Below are 16,718 nucleotides of genomic sequence, written 5' to 3'. Positions count from 1 at the left end.
CTTCTATTCGCTTTCCAGCTTATGTTAAATGTAGGAGGGGGGCTGGAGGGCATTGCTTTTAATGTAGCAAAAGACTTAGTTTTAGATAGAGTAGGACTTGGAGTTGTATCATACTTAGTATGAAGATAGAAGATATTTCATTTTCACATCATAGGATAAGGATAAAAGGTAATGTGGTTTACAATAAAGACTTTATAAAAGTATTACAGGAACTTTTTGGTGAAGAAAATGTATACATAAATTATCACACCAAAAGCATAAAAATAGAGTCTGAAGAAATACTATATCATGATGAGTTCCAAGAGTTTCTACAAAAGCAAGATATAAAACCTCTTGGCGAAACAGTTTGCATTACAGACCTTCATCCTTTTATATCTAGGACTATAAAATCAGATATTTTGAAGCTTTTTTTATACACCGTTGATTATGGTTTTAGAATAGGTACTGTTAGATTTATATGGGTAAACTGGTTGTTCAACAAACTTGTAATAAAATTCTTATAGGAGGTATATATGTTTGAAAATCTTATCGGATGCTTCTCGAGAAGGTACTTTACCTGGGGGCTTGGTACAGTGGCGGCCATTTATGTGCTTGGAAAAGCCTTAGAAGAATTTAAGCCAGTTCTAGTGGGGGTTACAAAAGAGGGTATCAGCTTCGGACAATGGCTAAACGCTTCTTTAGAAGCAAAGAAAGAAGTGGTAGAAGACATAGTCCATGAAGCAAGGTCAGAGCTTAAAAAGGAAATAGAGCTAAAGATAACACTCTTACAAAAACAGCAAGAGCTTTTAGAAAAGTTAAAATCATCTTTATAAGGAGGAAATAAATATGTGGTCAAAGTTAGGTGATATAGTTTGCAGCAACTACACATCCTTCGGACTTGGAATGTTTGCTGGAGTATTTGGCTTTTATATGATACATAAGATATCTGAACATCAAGAGCTTATGAGAGTGCAAGAAGAGATAAACGAGCTCATGAATAGATTAAACCAAAAAACTCTACCTCCCTCACAAGAACAGCAACCATGAAAACCCTTGTAGTAAAACACAAAACTTACGGTAGAATAAGGGTAAGTTCTTTTTACCTTAAGTATTTGGATGTTTCCAAAGAGGCTATAGAAGATTTTATAAAATCTCAAGACGGCATATTAGATGTCAAGCTAAACAAAGCCACCGGCAGTTTATCCATATCCTACGATCCAAACAAAATATATATAGAAGAGTTTTTGGAGATAATAAACAATACGCCTATCGATATAATACTTGGCATATTAAAATCTCACAAAATAAAACCAAAGACAAAGGATGAGGAACCCTCTAAATTAAGAATGGTGGTAGGGGCTATGGGAGGGCTACTTTCTTTAACACCGGTATTGCCAAATCCTTTTATAAAAGCGCTGGCCATACTAGGTTCTATACCATCTTTTAAAAGCGCTTTTTCAAATCTTCTGAAAGGTAGACTCTCTTACCAGCTTTTGGATTCTTTAGCCCTTGGCATCACCATCCAAAGAAACATGCTTTTGTCTTCAAACATAATGAACTTTTTCATAGGGCTTGGAGATTATCTTGAAGACAAACTAAACCAAAAAGCTAGAGCATCTATAGAAGACTTGTTAAACGTAGATGGTGAAACCGCTTACATAGAAAAAGACAATACAAAAATAGAAGTTCCCATAGAGGATATATCCATAGGAGACATAGTAGTTGTATACGCTGGTGGTAGAATACCAGTAGATGGTATAGTAGCTGAGGGCAAAGCGGTTGTAAACGAATCTATATTGACAGGAGAGGACAAACCGGTTTTAAAAGAGGTAGGTTCCAAAGTATACGCTGGTACAAACGTAATAGATGGAAAAATCTATATAAAAGTAGAACAAAAAGGTGCAGACACAATTATTTCAAAAATTGCCCATATGGTAGAGTCCTATATGGACCAAAAGCCAGGTGTATACGACAGATTTAATAAACTTGCCGATGCCACTGTGTTGCCTATTCTGACAATAGGCATAGCAAATCAGCTTATAACAAGAAATTTAGCCAAAACTTCTAGCATCCTAACGATAGACTACAATACAAATTTAAGAGTTTCCATACCAATAGCCGTAGCTTCTTCCATATCAAAAGCCTCAAACCATGGAGTGCTCATAAAAGGTGGTAGGTCTTTAGAAGAGCTTTCAGAAATAAACTGTTTAGCAATGGACAAAACCGGCACCATCACCAAAGGAGAACCAATTATTACAGACATAATACCGTTAGAAGAGGCTCTATCAGAAGAAGAGCTTTTAAGATTAGCTGCCTCCTTAGAGCAAAGATTAAAACATCCCATAGCTGATGCTATAGTAAACATGGCAAAAGAAAAAGGGCTTGAGCTTTATGAAAGAGAGGATTCTGATTACGACATAGGTCTTGGTATTTCAGCAAAATTAAACAACGAAGAGTACAAGCTTGGTTCATCGAGGTATATGGCCAATCATAAAATAGCCATATCAAAACATATAAAAGATATAGTTAGCAAAAAACATGATGAAGGCAAGACGGTTTTATACCTTGCCAAAGGTAAAAAAATATTAGGTTTGATAGCTTTTAAAGACACTATTAGAGAAGAAGCAAAAGAGGTTATGCAAAAGCTAAAAAATATGAACATAAAAATTGTTATGCTCACAGGGGACAACGAAGAAGTGGCTCAAGCTATTGCAAAAGAAGTTGGTATACAAGAGTTTAGAGCAAGGGTATCTCCGGAAGAAAAAGCCAAGTACGTAGAGCAGCTTAAAAAAGAAGGGTATAAAGTAGCTATGGTGGGAGATGGAGTAAATGACTCTGTGGCATTATCGGCAGCAGACATTGGAATAGCAATGGGGGATGGTTCTCAAGTGGCTATAGACGTGGCTGACGTAGTGCTTGTAAAAGAGGATTTAGATCTTATATATAAAGCCATAAAACTCTCCAAGGATACTATGAAAGTGGTAAACAACAACATAAAATTTAACTTTGCCATAAACACACTAGGTATGGCAATAGGCATATTGGGTTCCGGCAACCCAGCTTTTTCTGTAGTGATAAACAACGGCTCTACTATATTGTCAGCTTTGTACTCTATCACACCGGACATAAAAGATGGATGAAAAAAATCTTGGTAGAGGACTTTATTTTGTATTTGTAATAACATTTTTAGATTTTCTACTTGAGGTCTACTACGGATACGCTTTCAACAGCTTAGCTCTACTATCAGATGCGGTATATATGTTCATGGATTTGTCTGGTCAAGCTCTAGCAATATTTGCTATGTATTTATCCAAAAAGCCTCCAAACCCAAAAAGGACTTTTGGATATTATAGAGTTGAAATACTTTCAGCTTTGTTTAACGGCATAACCGCTGGATTTTTTTTGATAATGATATTTTTGCACGCTTTTAAGAGGTTATTACATCCAGAGTATGTCAACGCCGGCGGTGTTTTTTGGATATCCATTTTAGGGTTAGTGGTCAACATAATTGGCATAGTAATACTTTACTTTGGTTCAAAACATAGCTTAAACATAGCTGGAGCCTTTTTAAGAGTTTTGATGGATGGTCTTAGTTCTGTGGGTGTTATAGCGTCTTCTATTTTAATAGAGCTTACTGGAAACTACATCTTTGACCCTATTATGAGTATATTGGTGGGTCTTAGTGTCATATACCCTATTTACAAAGTTCTATCAAAATCTATAGACATATTAATGGAATCTTCTCCAGAGTATATAAATTTAGAAGAGCTAGAAAATTTTATAAGACAGCACTTCCCGGAGATAATGATAAAATCCATTCATGTTTGGAGCCTTGTGCCAGGCAAAAACATTATGTATGCTAGATTAAGAGAGCAAGACTTGGAAGCTTTAGAAAACACACCTTTAAAAAGCGTAAGAGAAAAAATAAGAACTATGAAAAAAGAGCTAAAAGAGAAATTTGGTTTTGAGAGAGTGGTGATAGAGCTCTATTAAATAGCTTAGGAGGTTGCTATGATAAGAACGCTGTCTCAAAAAACATACGGTTTTCGTTTAAAAGCTTTTAAACCAAAAATTAATTTTAGATTTGAAGTGGGGAATTTTACCATAAAGACAGCACAAAATTCTAAAGAACTAAGAAAAGCTTTGGAACTAAGACACAACGTATTTTATCAAGAACTTTTAAACAAAAACAAGCTTTTCAGAATAGATATAGATAAGTTTGACTTTATAGCAGACCATATAATCATAATAGACAATAAGACCCAAAATGTCGTAGGTACTTACAGGATTATATCTTCTAATTTTAGCAACAAATTTTACTCAGAGACAGAGTTTGATATAGCAAGTATTAAGCTTTTAAAAGCTACAAAAATTGAGATTGGAAGAGCTAGTGTTCATAAAGATTATAGAAACGGCGCCATAATAGCGCTTCTTTGGAAAGGTATAGCATACTATGCTAAATTGGTGGGTGCCAAATATGTATTTGGATGTTCAAGTGTTCAGACAGAAAATATATTTGAAATTGTATTTGCCTACAAATACTTAAAACAGTTTGAAAATAAAATGGTTGTGCCACTTCCAGATTTTCGCATAAAAAATTTTGAAACATACCTAAAAACCCTTGATAGTGTGAATATAGATATAAATAGTTTAAAAGTTTTTGTACCATCTCTTATCCATGGATATCTAAAAGCTGGTGCTACAATATGCGGTGAGCCTGCTTTTGATAAGCATTTTAAATGCGCTGATTTTATAACCCTTCTTGATGCTGACAATCTTAACACATCCTTTAATAGAAGGTTTAAATCATAGAATAAAAACATAAAATAGCATTAAACTATGTCTTTTGGAGGGAATATAATGAATGTATTTTTAGATATTTTTAGTTTTGCTTTATTTTTTGGTGTTTTAACGATAGTGTCTCCTATTTTAGGAAAATATATGACAGATATTTATGAAGGCAACATATACAAATTTTTAAAGCCACTAAGATATGTTGAGAAAGCCATATACAAAATACTTGGTATTGACGAGTCCAAAGAGATGAATTGGAAAGAATATCTTTATGCTTTGCTGTCTTTTAACTTCTTAGGATTTCTCGTGCTTTTTTTAACGCTTTTATTTCAAAAATACCTTCCTTTAAACCAATACAATATCCCAAATATGAGTTGGGATTTGGCTTTTAACACAGCTGTTAGCTTCGTCACAAATACAAATTGGCAGGCTTATGCTGGTGAAACCCAAGTTACCTATTTTTCTCAGATGACTGGTCTTGCCCTTCAAAACTTTTTATCGGCTGCCAGTGGTATGGTGGTTGCTTTGGTGCTAATAAGAGCTTTTGCTAGGAAAAATACCATATACCTTGGAAACTTTTTTGTGGATTTTACAAGGACAATTTTATATGTGCTTTTACCGTTATCTTTTGTTAGTGCTTTATTTTTAGTATCTCAAGGGGTTATACAAAACTTCTCTCATTATAAAAGCGTAGAACTTTTGGAAGCTTATAAAAACGGTAAAGATATAATTACTAATCAAATACTTCCTATGGGCCCAGTGGCTTCTCAGGAAGCGATAAAACTTTTAGGAACCAACGGCGGCGGTTTTTTTAACGCAAACTCCGCCCATCCTTTTGAAAATACAACTCCACTATCAAACGTTTTTGAAGCTTTTCTTATAATCCTAATACCAGCTTCTTTGGTATTTACCTTTAGTTATATGATAAAAGATAGAAGACAAGGTTGGTTTTTATACAGCGTAATGTTATTTGTATTGATGCTTTTCATGGTAGCTCAGTATTATTTTGAATGGTTTGGTAACCCCATAGTAAAAAAGTTTGGCGTAGAGGGGCCATACCTCATAGGGCAAGAACTGAGATTTGGGATTGGTGGAACGGTTTTATTCTCAAGCATCACGACAGCTACTTCTTGCGGTGCTGTAAATGCTATGTTTGATTCCTTTACACCCTTAGGGGGGCTCATTCCTATGTCTTTAATATCTTTGGGAGAAATCATTTTTGGCGGCGTGGGTTCTGGGCTTTACGGAATGCTTGCTATGGTTATTATAGCTGTTTTTGTGGCTGGGCTTATGATAGGAAGGACTCCAGAGTATCTAAACAAAAAAATTGAAGCAAAGGAGATGTGGGCTTCGGTGGTTATAACACTGGTGGCTGGAATGGTAGCTTTGCTTCTTACTACGTTGGCTCTTTATACGAAATTTGGCCTATCATCTATTTCAAATCCCGGACCGCATGGGCTTAGCGAAGTGTTGTATGCTTATATATCAGCTTCTAACAACAACGGAAGTGCTTTTGCTGGATTAAATGCCAATACAGTTTTTTACAACATAACTACAGGTTTAGCGATGCTAATAGGCAGATTTGTACCTATAATAGCTGTATTCTACATGGCGTCATCTCTGGCGCTTAAAAAACACATACCTCCAAGCCCTGGCACACTTCCCACTCATACCGTAGTCTTCGGTGTATGGCTTATATTCATTATCATAGTAGTAGGTGCTTTGACATTTTTACCAGCTTTTTCTTTAGGACCTATACTTGAGCAGATGCTTATGCTAAAAGGGGTTGCCCTATGAAAAAGAAAGAGTTAAGCATCTTTGACAAAGAGATACTAAAAGAGGCATCTGTAAACTCTATAAAAAAACTAAACCCTATTGAGCTTTTAAGAAATCCTGTAATGCTTTCAGTAGAAATAGGTAGCACTATAACAACAGTTGATTTTATATACGATTTAGTATCTCATAACCCATATGCTTGGTTTAGTGGAAATGTGAGCATCTGGCTTTGGCTTACAGTGCTTTTTTCTAATTTTGCAGAATCCATAGCAGAATCCCGTGGCAAAGCAAGGGCCCAATCTCTTAGAGAAGCGAAATCAAACCTTTTTGCCAAAAAACTAAAAAACAAAGATGACAAAACCTATGAGAGTGTACCAGCATCTTCTCTTAAAAAAGGAGATTTATTCTTACTTGAAAAGGATGATATTATCCCCATAGATGGTGAGTTGATAGAAGGGGTATTGCTCGTAAACGAGTCTGCGGTAACAGGCGAATCAGCACCGGTGATAAGAGAGTTTGGTACAGATAAATCTTCTGTAACAGCAGGAACTAAAATAGTATCTGGTACTGGAGCGGCTATAGCAAGCGTAAACCCAGGCGAGACCTTTATAGATAAAATGATATCCTTAGTAGAAGGAGCCAAAAGAAGAAAAACGCCAAACGAAGTCGCCCTCGATATTCTAATAATATCTCTTACAGTAGTATTTCTAGCGGTGGTAATCAATTTTAGAGCTCTTTCTTATTATAGCGTATATTCTACTCATAAGGGAAGTATAGTATCTTTGGTAGTGCTTGTAGCGTTGTTTGTATGCTTAGCTCCAACTACAATAGCAGCTCTTTTACCTGCAATAGGTATCGCTGGTATGGATAGGCTTTTTAGGAAAAAAATAATAGCTCTTTCTGGTAGAGCTATAGAAGCTGCCGGAGATGCAAATGTGCTGTTTTTAGATAAAACAGGAACTATCACCTACGGAGATAGACAAGCTTACAAGCTTATCCCAGTGGAAAGTGTTTCTGAAGAAGAGCTAGCTAAAGTAGCCTATATAGCTTCTTTTAAAGACAACACAGCCGAAGGTAAAAGTATTTTTGCTTTTACAAAAGAAAAATACAATATATCAGTGGATATAAAAGATTACAAAATCGTAGAATTTGATGCTTCTACAAGAATAAGCGGTGTTGATATGAAAGATGAGCATTATAGAAAAGGCTCAAGCGATGCCATAGAAAAGTATGTATCGAGCTTAGGCGGGGTTATACCAAAAAATTTGGATAGAATAGTTGAAGAAGTAGCAAAAGAAGGAGGCACCCCTTTGGTGGTGGCTAAAAACGATAAAATCTACGGTGTAGTTTATCTAAAAGATATAATAAAACCTGGTATAAAAGATAAATTCAAAGAACTAAGAAAAGCTGGTATAAAAACCGTTATGATAACAGGGGATAATCCTCTTACAGCAGCTACCATAGCAGCCGAAGCTGGAGTAGATGATTTTTTGGCCCAAGCAAAACCTGAAGATAAATTAAAGCTCATAAAAAAATATCAAGAAGAGGGTTATATGGTGGCTATGACAGGGGATGGTACCAACGACGCACCAGCTTTAGCTCAAGCGGATGTGGCTGTAGCTATGAACTCTGGGACCCAAGCGGCAAAAGACGCTGCCAATATTATAGACCTTGACAACGACCCATCGAAACTTATAGAAGTTGTAGAAGTAGGGAAAGAGATTCTTATAACAAGAGGGGCTATCACAACGTTTAGCATAGCAAACGACATTTCAAAATACTTTGTCATAATACCGGCGGCTGTTAGTAAAAGTTATCCTGAGCTAAACATATTAAACATATTACACCTTGAAAATCCTTATATAGCAATCTTATCAGCAGTTATATTTAATGCTGTAGTAATTCCAATGCTCATACCTTTAGCCTTAAAGGGCGTAAAGTATAGACCTATAGATGCCCAGACACTTTTGGTTAGAAATCTAAGCATATACGGTATAGGTGGTGTATTGTTTCCATTCTTTGGAATTTGGGTTATATATTGGCTTTGTGAAGCAATTTGGAGTGTATTATGAATGCTAAAAGCCTGAAAAACGTATTTTTACTTTTTGCAATATTTTTTATATTGCTTGGAATAATTTATCCCATATCCGTCACTGGTATAGCAACATTGCTCTTTCCATATCAAGCTTCCGGAAGTTTATACGAGTTAAATGGCAAGATAGTGGCATCTAAACTTATATGCCAGCCTGTATCTGACCCTGCTCTTTTCTGGCCAAGACCATCTTCTACAGCTTCTTATCCTTGCAATCCACTTAGTTCCGGTGGTTCAAATATAGGACCTACAAACAAACAATTGGTAGAAAACATAGAATCTAGAATAAAAGTTTTAAACTCCTATGGACTTAAAGCCCCTTTTCCTTCCGATATGGTAATGGGTTCCGGAAGTGGTCTAGAGCCTTATATATCTTTAGAAAACGCTGTTATGCAAGCCAAAAGAGTATCTAAATACGCAAATGTGCCTTATGAAAAACTTTTAAAAATGATATATAAAAACGCTGACGGAAAGACTTTTGGTATATTTGGGGAAAAAAGAGTAAACGTCGTTAAGCTTAACATGGAGCTTTTAAGATGGAAGAAGAAAGACCAATTCCAGAAAGTCTATTAGAAATAGCAGAAGAAAAGAAAAAACGTGGTAAGCTCACTATATACCTTGGTGCCATGCCGGGAGTTGGTAAAACCTATGCTATGCTAAGTGATGCTCATATAAAAAAACAAGATGGCGCAGATATAAAGATAGGATTCGTAGAAACACACGGAAGAAAAGAAACAGAAAAACTTTTGGAAGGTTTAGATATAATACCTCCATTAGAAATAGAATACAACGGCATAAAACTAAAAGAGTTAAATTTAGATGAAATACTTAAAACAAAACCCCAGATTTGTATCATAGATGAGCTTCCTCACTCCAATCCGCCCAATTTTAGAAACAAAAAACGCTATCAAGACGTAGAAGAAGTATTAAACGCCGGGATAGATGTATGGACAGCTATGAACGTGCAACACATAGAAAGTATAAGCGATATAGTATATCAAATAACTGGCATAAAAGTAAGAGAAACAGTCCCAGATGAGTTTGTAAAAAACGCCGACGAGATAAAACTAATAGATTTACCACCAGAAGAGCTTATCCAACGACTAAAAGACGGAAAAGTTTATGTACCTGATTTAGCCCAAGAAGCCATAAAAAAATATTTCAGACCAGGCAATATAATAGCTTTAAGAGAACTATCCATGAGGGTTGCCGCTGACAAACTAAACAAAAAGTTAAACACCTACATGAAAGAGCATGCTATAGCTGGTCCTTGGGCTATAAAAGAAAGGATAGTAGTAGGTATATATGCAAGTCCTTTTGCAGAGCATTTGGTAAGAGCAGCTTACAGAGTTGCCACTGAAATAGATGCCGATTGGATAGCTATTTACGTTGAGACGGAAAAGCACGCGTATCTTACGGATAAAGAGCTAGAGTGGTTACAAAAAGCTTTAGAGCTTGCGAAAAGCTTAGGAGCAGAGATAGCCTGGATAAAAGATGACGACGTACCAAGTGCTATCATAAGATATATTAAAAGCCACAATATAAACAAGATAATAATAGGCAAACCTAAAAAATTTCCAATACTTAGAGGTTCTATATTTAGAAAGATAGCTCAAAACACAAAGTATGTTGATATATACATATTGGACCCACCAATAGCAGAGGCAGAGGTTTTTATGTCTTCAAAAAAAGCTATACGCCTACCCAAGCTATATCTTCCTAAACTTTACAATATCTTTGTTGGTTTATTTCTTGTATTTCTCGCCACATTTATAGGACTTCAGTTTAGAAATTTCTTAAATCAACTTAACCTTGTATTCTTATTTTTGTTAGCACTTAGTCTAGCCGCAGTTATGCTAGACACATACTCCACAATTTTTGCTACGCTAGTTAGCATAATTATATTTGATTATTTCTTTATTCCGCCCTATTATAGTTTTGCTATTTCTGATATAAACTATTTCCTATCTTATACTGTTTTCGCTGTAATGATAGTGTTTATAAATCTTCTTTCAGTAAGACTAAAAAGAAATCTAAAACAGCTTCAAAAAAGTGAAGAAAAAAGCAACGTTCTTTTTGAATTAAGCAGAAAGTTGCTTAGGATAAATTCAAAAGAGGAGTGTATATCTATTACTATAAGATATATAAAAGTGTTTATAGATGATGTAGCTATCTTTTTAAAAGATAAAGACGGTGTTCATCTTCAGGCGATAACAAAAAATATAAATATAAACGATAGGGTAAAAACCATAGTCCAGTGGTGTATAAAAAATAAAAAACCAGCTGGGTTTTCTACTGAGACTTTTTCAGAAGACCCATATCTTTATATACCTATCATTTATAAGGACGATGTTTACGGTGTAATGATTTTTGATATGACTAAAAGCAAAGAAACAAATTATGAGCTTGTGGCCATGTTGGAAGCTATAGCAGATTTATTTGCAGCTAGTATAGTAAAATATGCTTGATATACTATTGGTTTAAAGCTGTTAGTGTAGTAGGGACATTGTTAGCAGTACAACTAAGATAGCTATAGTCTGAAGTTGTAGCGCTTGATATAGTACATAAAAGCCCTAAAGAGTTAAACTCGTTTGCCACGGCTCTTACATACTCATTTGGTATATTTTGAGTGACTATTCCAAAAGAAGTGCTAGTAGAAAGATAAGACCATGTAATAGCCCAAGGACCTATAAAATGAAGCAAGGCACAGCAATTAGCAGGATTTGATGGAGGATGAGAGTTCCAATCGCAAGTCCCTTGAGCACCATTTAAACTAGACCACGAACTTCCGTCAGTACAAGATATTTGAGGATACGCTCCCAATACATCATAATAATCTTTTAAACCCAAAACAAACGTCCTAGCTTTGTAAGCATACTCCTGCTCATTGGTAGTAGCGTGTATAGTCCTATACCCTATAAACACCGCCCCCAAAAATATACTAACTATAGTAAGCACCAACAAAAGCTCTATGATAGAAAAGGCTAGTGGCCTGAAAGGCTTATTAGTATGCACATTTTTTGACGGTAAAAGTGGCCTCGCAAGAGGCTTATTAGTATGCATACTTTTTGGTTTTAAGTTTTTCATACCGTAATAATTATTATAAACCTGAAAAAAGATATATTGTATGCGATAATATATCTATATGAAATTTGGGAGATACTATATTGCTTTAATGTGCTTGATAATTGCTTGCTCTATATCTTATTCTCTTGATATAAACGCTCTTGATAGTGTTAGTAGGGATATTTTTAAAAAAGGCTTTTTCTTGGGTTGGCAGATGAGAAAAAGAGAAAATATTTGCGGGTCTTACGTAATTCCTTCTGGGTGGTGGGTTTATATAGACTCATCGGATTTAAGCTCATACAAAATAGGCTATTATAAGTTTTTAGCTATGAGAAATGGGCTTACACCCCTTGATGGCATAGGCGACGTAGTGTTTGGGGTTTTTGATAGCCAAGCCGATGCCAATCATACAAAAGAGCTTCTCCAAAAAGAAGGTGTAAAAGGTGTGATATGGGTAGAATACAAAACCGCTGAAGCTGTTATAAATCCTTGCGTAAACTTTAACTTAAATATTGGCAAAACGCACCTTGACAAAACGCTTTATTTTATGGAAATGGCTCTATCAGAAGCCAAAAAAATAGTAAATCCCTCTGTAAATAAAAAAGCGTTAATACATGATATAAGCACTGTAATTTTTGGATTGCAACAAGTAGGTGCTAAAACGCAAGCGCAAGATATTTACAAAAAAGAAAGTATAAACACTATAAAAGTACCGTATAATTACGAAAATCTTATAGAGAGGTCTAAGTTATGGGCAAGGTAAGGTTTGTTATGGTTTTGATGGTATTTGGCGTTTTAGAAAGCGCACAAATCTGCCATGCTTCAAATGATCAAAACGAGTATGCTCCAAAAATATCCTTTAAGGATATAGTGGAGTCTCAAGTGGGGGTTGTAAAGAAGGTAATGGATTTAAACAAAGAAGTAAGCGAGTTAAAAACTGCATTGGCAAAACTACAAGAGCAACAAGAGAAAACCTACGCTAAACTCTCAAGCATAGAACAAGAGCTAAAACAAAAAACTAAAACCACAAATTCTAAAACACCCAAAAATACCGTTTCAGTACCATCATCCTATCAAAATCTTATAAACCAAGCAAAATTATGGGCAAAATAGTATTTTTGCTTTTCATATTTATATTTACTTGCGTAGCAAGCGCGGAAAACGTCTATCAACCAAAAGTTACTTTTAAAGATATAGTGGAGTCTCAAGTGGGCGTTATAAAAAAGGTGGTGGATTTAAACAAAAAAACTAAAGAGCTTAGCAACAACTTTCAGAAAGAGAAGGAAAAGGTAGAAAATCTAGAGCAAAACGTTACAAAATTACAACAACAGCAACAAGTTTTTTCTAAAAAGCTAAAAAAACTAGAAGAAGAAGTAAATGGTATAAAACTCGAACATTCTGTAAAAGGTCTTGTGGTAGAAAGTGAAAGTTCCAAGAAGTCCATAGGTTTTGGCAAACCCTACAAAAGGAAAACAGCCAAAGAGATTATAAAAAACGGTCCTGAAAATGTGTATTTTTGCGTAAAATCAATGTCATACATTCGCAAATACCCTTCTATCAAATCTGTCGCTATAGGGGCTTCTTACAAAGGCGATACGTTGCAGTGTCTTACGCCTTGTGGCCTTGAAGGGCATAGGTTTTATTGGCTTCATATATTAAATCTTCGGACAGGTTATAAAGGCTATAGTATACTGAATGGCTCTATAAAAGAAGGTAAATGTAAATGAAAAGGTTTTTAGCTTTTATAAACATATTGCTTTTTATATCAATCTCTTATTCTTATCATCTTATCGGAAACTACAAAGCTACAACCAAAAATAAAATCAGCGCACCACCAGGTTTTATGATAAACAGCCAAAACGCTTTTTTACTAAAACCTGTAACGTTAAATGTAAAAGATGTCCCTATACCACAAGTACTTTCTTATCTGTCTGGTATCACCCAAGTACCCATAGAGTTAAAAGACAACGTACAAGACAGAGTTAGCTTTTATGGGCAAGGTACTTTAAAAAGCATATTAGATACTTTCTGCGCTTACAACAATTTATACTACAAAGTTAAGAATGGGAAAATAATAGTTAGAAGGTACATAAGCGCTGTATTTCAAATAAACATACCTATGACCACCACAAAAGCTTACAACTACAACATGACATTTGGGCAAAGCGTCACCAATAGCTCATCTGGTGGCAGTATGCTAGGTGGTACCTCTACAAATCCTATACAAAACACAGGCACAAATACATCTAGTTCAACCTTTAACTTCAATGAAAACTTAGCCCAGAATATTGTAAACCTCATAACACCTCTTCTACAAGATAAACACTCAAAGATATCTTACGATCCAAATACGGGTCTTCTTACATTTTTTGGCTCTATAAATGATTATAAAACAGTAAAATCTATAGTAAAAAAGTTAAACGAAGAACTATCTCTGCCTATAAAAATAAGGATAGACATAATAGCTATAAATCTTTTAAACGAATATTCTACCGGTATAAATATCCAAGCGCTGTTTAACAGCTTAAAAAATTTAAACATTTCTTTAAATGCACCTATGACAACTATAAACTCCTCAAATACTCTTTTTAAGGCAAGTATTAGCGGAAGTACCTATAGTACTCTACTGAACGCTTTAGAACAATACGGTAAAACAAGAAGTATCGACAGTGAAACCTATACAGTATTACCAAATCAGCCTATAGTATATGCACCTACTAATACGCAGTCTTACATAAGCTCATACAACATATATATACCACCAACAGTAGTCGGCGTAGTCTCTAGTCCAGCATATATACCGATAGTATCATATCTCAACACCGGCACAAGCATTACCATATTACCAAGACTTACGAATAAAAAGAGGCTTATGGTGGATGTTTATTACTCTCAAAACACACCTCAAAATATCACCACCCAAAACATAAGCATAACCCCAGGCACAAGCCTACCTATTCAGTTTCCAGAAATTTCATCCCAAAACTCTGTTTTAACATCTGTTTTAAAAACTGGTCAAACGATAGCTCTTATAAGTTCTGTCTATGACCTTAAGAAAAACCAAGAATCTGGTATACCGTTTTTAGTAAGGATACCCTTTGTAAAGTATTTGTTTGGCAACACAGACAAATATTCCAACAAAGTGCAATTTATAATTACCATCACTTACGAGGGTTTGGGTGAAAAATGAACACAGAGCAACCACCCACTCCAGATAAGAAATTTTATGAAAAATACTTAGAACAAGTAAAAATTTTTTTCAAAAAGCTTAAGACAAAAGACTTTAAATCCTTGCTAACGTCCAATAAGCAAAAAGTTTCAGAAAACTTACAAGATAACACTCCACCTAATCAATTATCGCTACGTGGTGTACTTGTCGGCATAAGTGCAGGTTTTGTTTTTGGTGCTTTTATGAGTAGTGTAATGCTTTATTTTAAAATAAGAAAAATTGAAAAAGAGTACCAAAAAACCAAGATAAGACTTCAAATTTTATCTTCAAGGGTCAAAACCTATCAGGCAAACAAACCAAACAATCAAAATAGCCAAAACCAAGATTTCCAAGCCCAAGTTTTAAATGTAATAAACAACTTACCACCTTCAAACGCTTTTGCAAGCTTTTATATAAACAAGTTAAACGAAGCTAAAATAAAAGAAGAGCAAAAGTTAGCTTTTAAAAAATCCTCACAAAACCCCCCTCCGACTCCTTTACCACCGCTTAAAACTCTTATAGGTAAAAATGAAAATAGTACAAATTTACCACTGGGCTCTGCTCTTGTACCACCGCCTTTACCTGAAGTTTCTATGATAATATGTTCAAATGGGTGCTATGCCATTTCTCCGAGTGGCCAGGTCTATACAAATGGTTTTACCCAAGGAAACTATAAGCTTGTAGTAACTCAAAATCAAGTTTATTGGGAAAAAACAAAGTAATATGCCAAACGTAAGCATTTCAAGAAAACCCGAAAAAAACAAAGCTTGTATACAAAGACAAGATGGCAGAAGAGTTAGATACTATTGTATAGATATTAAAGAACTAAAAGATTATTTATATGATATTGTATACATGCAAGAAAATAGCATAAACCTTGCCGTAAGAATAGTCCCAGAAAAGAAAAAATATTATGAATACGTAATAGCCGGAGATAGAATTCAAATCAATGAAAAAGAACTTATTACAGATCAAGACCCGGAAAGTTATATAGCCACCGAATACTTAGGAGAACCAGTTGTTATAATAAAAGAGCCTCTAAAAAAAATAAAAAAATTATACGGCCCTCCTTGGTATCAGAATAAACAAATTATAGCTATCATCATAATGTGGGGTATTATAATTTTTAGTGGTATTGTATATTTTTACATTAAAAGCCACAAAACTAAAGAATTACCAGCCGTTGTTGGCAAACCCCCTCCACCACCAATGGGTAAAACTCTCACTCCTGAACAAAGAACTTCTATCATGAAATCTTTTACCAAGGACGCCCTTTATCAGATAGCATATGCCATAGAACAAACCTCATCTATCGGTTATCCAGCTTATATTTCAAACATTGATTACTCTATAAAAGACGAGAAAGCTGCCCCCGGTAAAAATGAAAACTTAGAAGGTAATCTTGATATAACATTTAGGTTTGCATACCCTGCCAAAGGCTCAAAGTTAATAGCAATAAAACCAGTACCTATCTACTCTAAAACGTCAAACATGAAACTAAAACCAGATTTCAAAGTAACCATCACACCGTTAGACGAAGAGACCTGTGGTATAAGGCTTTTAAAAGATGGCTTAAATTTATACGACGTAGATAAACTGGAGTTTAAAGGTACTATTAAAAGCTACAAAGCATTTTATAATTTTATACAGACAATGTTTTATTGCAACGGTTATATAGCATCTTTAAAGCTTACAAACCCAAACGACATATTGGCTCAAAAGCAAATCAACAATAACCACAAACCTAAAAAATTTAGTGATTTAGATGCAAGTATAGATTTATATTTGATAAAATAGCTGGTT

Annotated in this window: 17 protein-coding genes; 16 read left to right on the top strand and 1 reads right to left on the bottom strand. The window is 34.9% G+C overall.

Features of this window, described 5'->3' with window-relative positions; all coding sequences use genetic code 11:
• Positions 1-119: 119 nt before the first annotated feature.
• The 10 genes from ACYQZV_RS03835 to ACYQZV_RS03790 are packed head-to-tail and all read left to right on the top strand — an operon-like array spanning position 120 to position 11,109.
• Entirely contained in the window at positions 120-503 is a 384-nt protein-coding gene (locus ACYQZV_RS03835) for a hypothetical protein (protein WP_459893376.1), read from the top strand.
• 9 nt (positions 504-512) lie between these two features.
• Positions 513-812, top strand: coding sequence for a hypothetical protein (locus tag ACYQZV_RS03830; protein WP_459893374.1), 300 nt, complete (start codon positions 513-515; stop codon positions 810-812).
• Positions 813-825: 13 nt separating this feature from the next.
• Positions 826-1,026: a hypothetical protein gene (locus tag ACYQZV_RS03825; RefSeq protein WP_459893372.1), complete on the top strand. Its 201-nt coding sequence runs from the start codon at positions 826-828 to the stop codon at positions 1,024-1,026.
• Positions 1,023-3,119 (top strand): heavy metal translocating P-type ATPase, encoded by a 2,097-nt coding sequence (locus ACYQZV_RS03820; protein WP_459893370.1) that lies wholly within the window; start codon positions 1,023-1,025, stop codon positions 3,117-3,119. The genes ACYQZV_RS03825 and ACYQZV_RS03820 overlap by 4 nt, the downstream gene beginning before the upstream one ends.
• Positions 3,112-3,972, top strand: a complete 861-nt coding sequence (locus ACYQZV_RS03815; protein WP_459893368.1) for a cation diffusion facilitator family transporter — start codon at positions 3,112-3,114, stop codon at positions 3,970-3,972. Before ACYQZV_RS03820 ends, ACYQZV_RS03815 begins: the two co-directional genes overlap by 8 nt.
• An 18-nt stretch (positions 3,973-3,990) precedes the next feature.
• Positions 3,991-4,791 carry a GNAT family N-acetyltransferase gene (locus tag ACYQZV_RS03810; protein ID WP_459893366.1) on the top strand — a complete coding sequence of 267 codons (801 nt, stop codon included), beginning with the start codon at positions 3,991-3,993 and terminating at the stop codon, positions 4,789-4,791.
• 48 nt (positions 4,792-4,839) lie between these two features.
• Positions 4,840-6,570, top strand: a complete 1,731-nt coding sequence (gene kdpA / locus ACYQZV_RS03805) for a potassium-transporting ATPase subunit KdpA (protein WP_459893364.1) — start codon at positions 4,840-4,842, stop codon at positions 6,568-6,570.
• Complete coding sequence (gene kdpB / locus ACYQZV_RS03800; RefSeq protein ID WP_459893362.1) at positions 6,567-8,621, top strand: potassium-transporting ATPase subunit KdpB; 2,055 nt, start codon at positions 6,567-6,569, stop codon at positions 8,619-8,621. Before kdpA ends, kdpB begins: the two co-directional genes overlap by 4 nt.
• On the top strand, positions 8,618-9,214 hold the full coding sequence (kdpC, locus tag ACYQZV_RS03795) for a potassium-transporting ATPase subunit KdpC (RefSeq protein ID WP_459893360.1): 597 nt from the start codon (positions 8,618-8,620) through the stop codon (positions 9,212-9,214). Before kdpB ends, kdpC begins: the two co-directional genes overlap by 4 nt.
• Positions 9,178-11,109 carry a DUF4118 domain-containing protein gene (locus ACYQZV_RS03790; RefSeq protein ID WP_459893358.1) on the top strand — a complete coding sequence of 644 codons (1,932 nt, stop codon included), beginning with the start codon at positions 9,178-9,180 and terminating at the stop codon, positions 11,107-11,109. Before kdpC ends, ACYQZV_RS03790 begins: the two co-directional genes overlap by 37 nt.
• Positions 11,110-11,113: 4 nt before the next feature.
• Here ACYQZV_RS03790 and ACYQZV_RS03785 read toward each other — a convergent pair whose 3' ends face one another.
• Positions 11,114-11,728, bottom strand: coding sequence for a type II secretion system protein (locus tag ACYQZV_RS03785; RefSeq protein ID WP_459893356.1), 615 nt, complete (start codon positions 11,726-11,728; stop codon positions 11,114-11,116).
• 88 nt (positions 11,729-11,816) lie between these two features.
• On the opposite strand from ACYQZV_RS03785, the gene ACYQZV_RS03780 reads away from it, so the two are divergent.
• From ACYQZV_RS03780 to ACYQZV_RS03755, 6 genes are read left to right on the top strand one after another with little or no spacing between them, the layout of a single operon-like run.
• Positions 11,817-12,470 carry a hypothetical protein gene (locus ACYQZV_RS03780; protein WP_459893353.1) on the top strand — a complete coding sequence of 218 codons (654 nt, stop codon included), beginning with the start codon at positions 11,817-11,819 and terminating at the stop codon, positions 12,468-12,470.
• Positions 12,458-12,820, top strand: coding sequence for a hypothetical protein (locus tag ACYQZV_RS03775; RefSeq protein WP_459893351.1), 363 nt, complete (start codon positions 12,458-12,460; stop codon positions 12,818-12,820). The genes ACYQZV_RS03780 and ACYQZV_RS03775 overlap by 13 nt, the downstream gene beginning before the upstream one ends.
• Positions 12,808-13,434, top strand: a complete 627-nt coding sequence (locus tag ACYQZV_RS03770; protein ID WP_459893350.1) for a coiled-coil domain-containing protein — start codon at positions 12,808-12,810, stop codon at positions 13,432-13,434. The genes ACYQZV_RS03775 and ACYQZV_RS03770 overlap by 13 nt, the downstream gene beginning before the upstream one ends.
• Positions 13,431-14,897, top strand: coding sequence for a type II secretion system protein GspD (locus ACYQZV_RS03765; protein WP_459893348.1), 1,467 nt, complete (start codon positions 13,431-13,433; stop codon positions 14,895-14,897). Before ACYQZV_RS03770 ends, ACYQZV_RS03765 begins: the two co-directional genes overlap by 4 nt.
• Positions 14,894-15,637, top strand: a complete 744-nt coding sequence (locus ACYQZV_RS03760; RefSeq protein ID WP_459893346.1) for a hypothetical protein — start codon at positions 14,894-14,896, stop codon at positions 15,635-15,637. Before ACYQZV_RS03765 ends, ACYQZV_RS03760 begins: the two co-directional genes overlap by 4 nt.
• A gap of 1 nt (position 15,638) precedes the next feature.
• Positions 15,639-16,712: a hypothetical protein gene (locus ACYQZV_RS03755; protein WP_459893344.1), complete on the top strand. Its 1,074-nt coding sequence runs from the start codon at positions 15,639-15,641 to the stop codon at positions 16,710-16,712.
• Positions 16,713-16,718: the final 6 nt, after the last annotated feature.

The sequence above is a fragment of the Hydrogenobaculum acidophilum genome, assembly GCF_054656715.1.
The sequence above is the reverse complement of the archived record's forward strand: the minus strand, read 5'-3'. Positions and strand labels throughout refer to the sequence as shown.

Coding starts and splice junctions, on each gene's coding strand:
- ACYQZV_RS03825 (WP_459893372.1), top strand. CDS start 826: ATGTGGTCAAAGTTAGGTGATATAGTTTGCAGCAACTACACATCCTTC.
- ACYQZV_RS03770 (WP_459893350.1), top strand. CDS start 12,808: ATGGGCAAAATAGTATTTTTGCTTTTCATATTTATATTTACTTGCGTA.
- ACYQZV_RS03775 (WP_459893351.1), top strand. CDS start 12,458: ATGGGCAAGGTAAGGTTTGTTATGGTTTTGATGGTATTTGGCGTTTTA.
- kdpB (WP_459893362.1), top strand. CDS start 6,567: ATGAAAAAGAAAGAGTTAAGCATCTTTGACAAAGAGATACTAAAAGAG.
- ACYQZV_RS03835 (WP_459893376.1), top strand. CDS start 120: ATGAAGATAGAAGATATTTCATTTTCACATCATAGGATAAGGATAAAA.
- ACYQZV_RS03815 (WP_459893368.1), top strand. CDS start 3,112: ATGGATGAAAAAAATCTTGGTAGAGGACTTTATTTTGTATTTGTAATA.
- ACYQZV_RS03830 (WP_459893374.1), top strand. CDS start 513: ATGTTTGAAAATCTTATCGGATGCTTCTCGAGAAGGTACTTTACCTGG.
- ACYQZV_RS03760 (WP_459893346.1), top strand. CDS start 14,894: ATGAACACAGAGCAACCACCCACTCCAGATAAGAAATTTTATGAAAAA.
- kdpC (WP_459893360.1), top strand. CDS start 8,618: ATGAATGCTAAAAGCCTGAAAAACGTATTTTTACTTTTTGCAATATTT.
- ACYQZV_RS03755 (WP_459893344.1), top strand. CDS start 15,639: ATGCCAAACGTAAGCATTTCAAGAAAACCCGAAAAAAACAAAGCTTGT.
- ACYQZV_RS03810 (WP_459893366.1), top strand. CDS start 3,991: ATGATAAGAACGCTGTCTCAAAAAACATACGGTTTTCGTTTAAAAGCT.
- ACYQZV_RS03765 (WP_459893348.1), top strand. CDS start 13,431: ATGAAAAGGTTTTTAGCTTTTATAAACATATTGCTTTTTATATCAATC.
- ACYQZV_RS03820 (WP_459893370.1), top strand. CDS start 1,023: ATGAAAACCCTTGTAGTAAAACACAAAACTTACGGTAGAATAAGGGTA.
- kdpA (WP_459893364.1), top strand. CDS start 4,840: ATGAATGTATTTTTAGATATTTTTAGTTTTGCTTTATTTTTTGGTGTT.
- ACYQZV_RS03780 (WP_459893353.1), top strand. CDS start 11,817: ATGTGCTTGATAATTGCTTGCTCTATATCTTATTCTCTTGATATAAAC.
- ACYQZV_RS03790 (WP_459893358.1), top strand. CDS start 9,178: ATGGAAGAAGAAAGACCAATTCCAGAAAGTCTATTAGAAATAGCAGAA.
- ACYQZV_RS03785 (WP_459893356.1), bottom strand. CDS start 11,728: ATGAAAAACTTAAAACCAAAAAGTATGCATACTAATAAGCCTCTTGCG.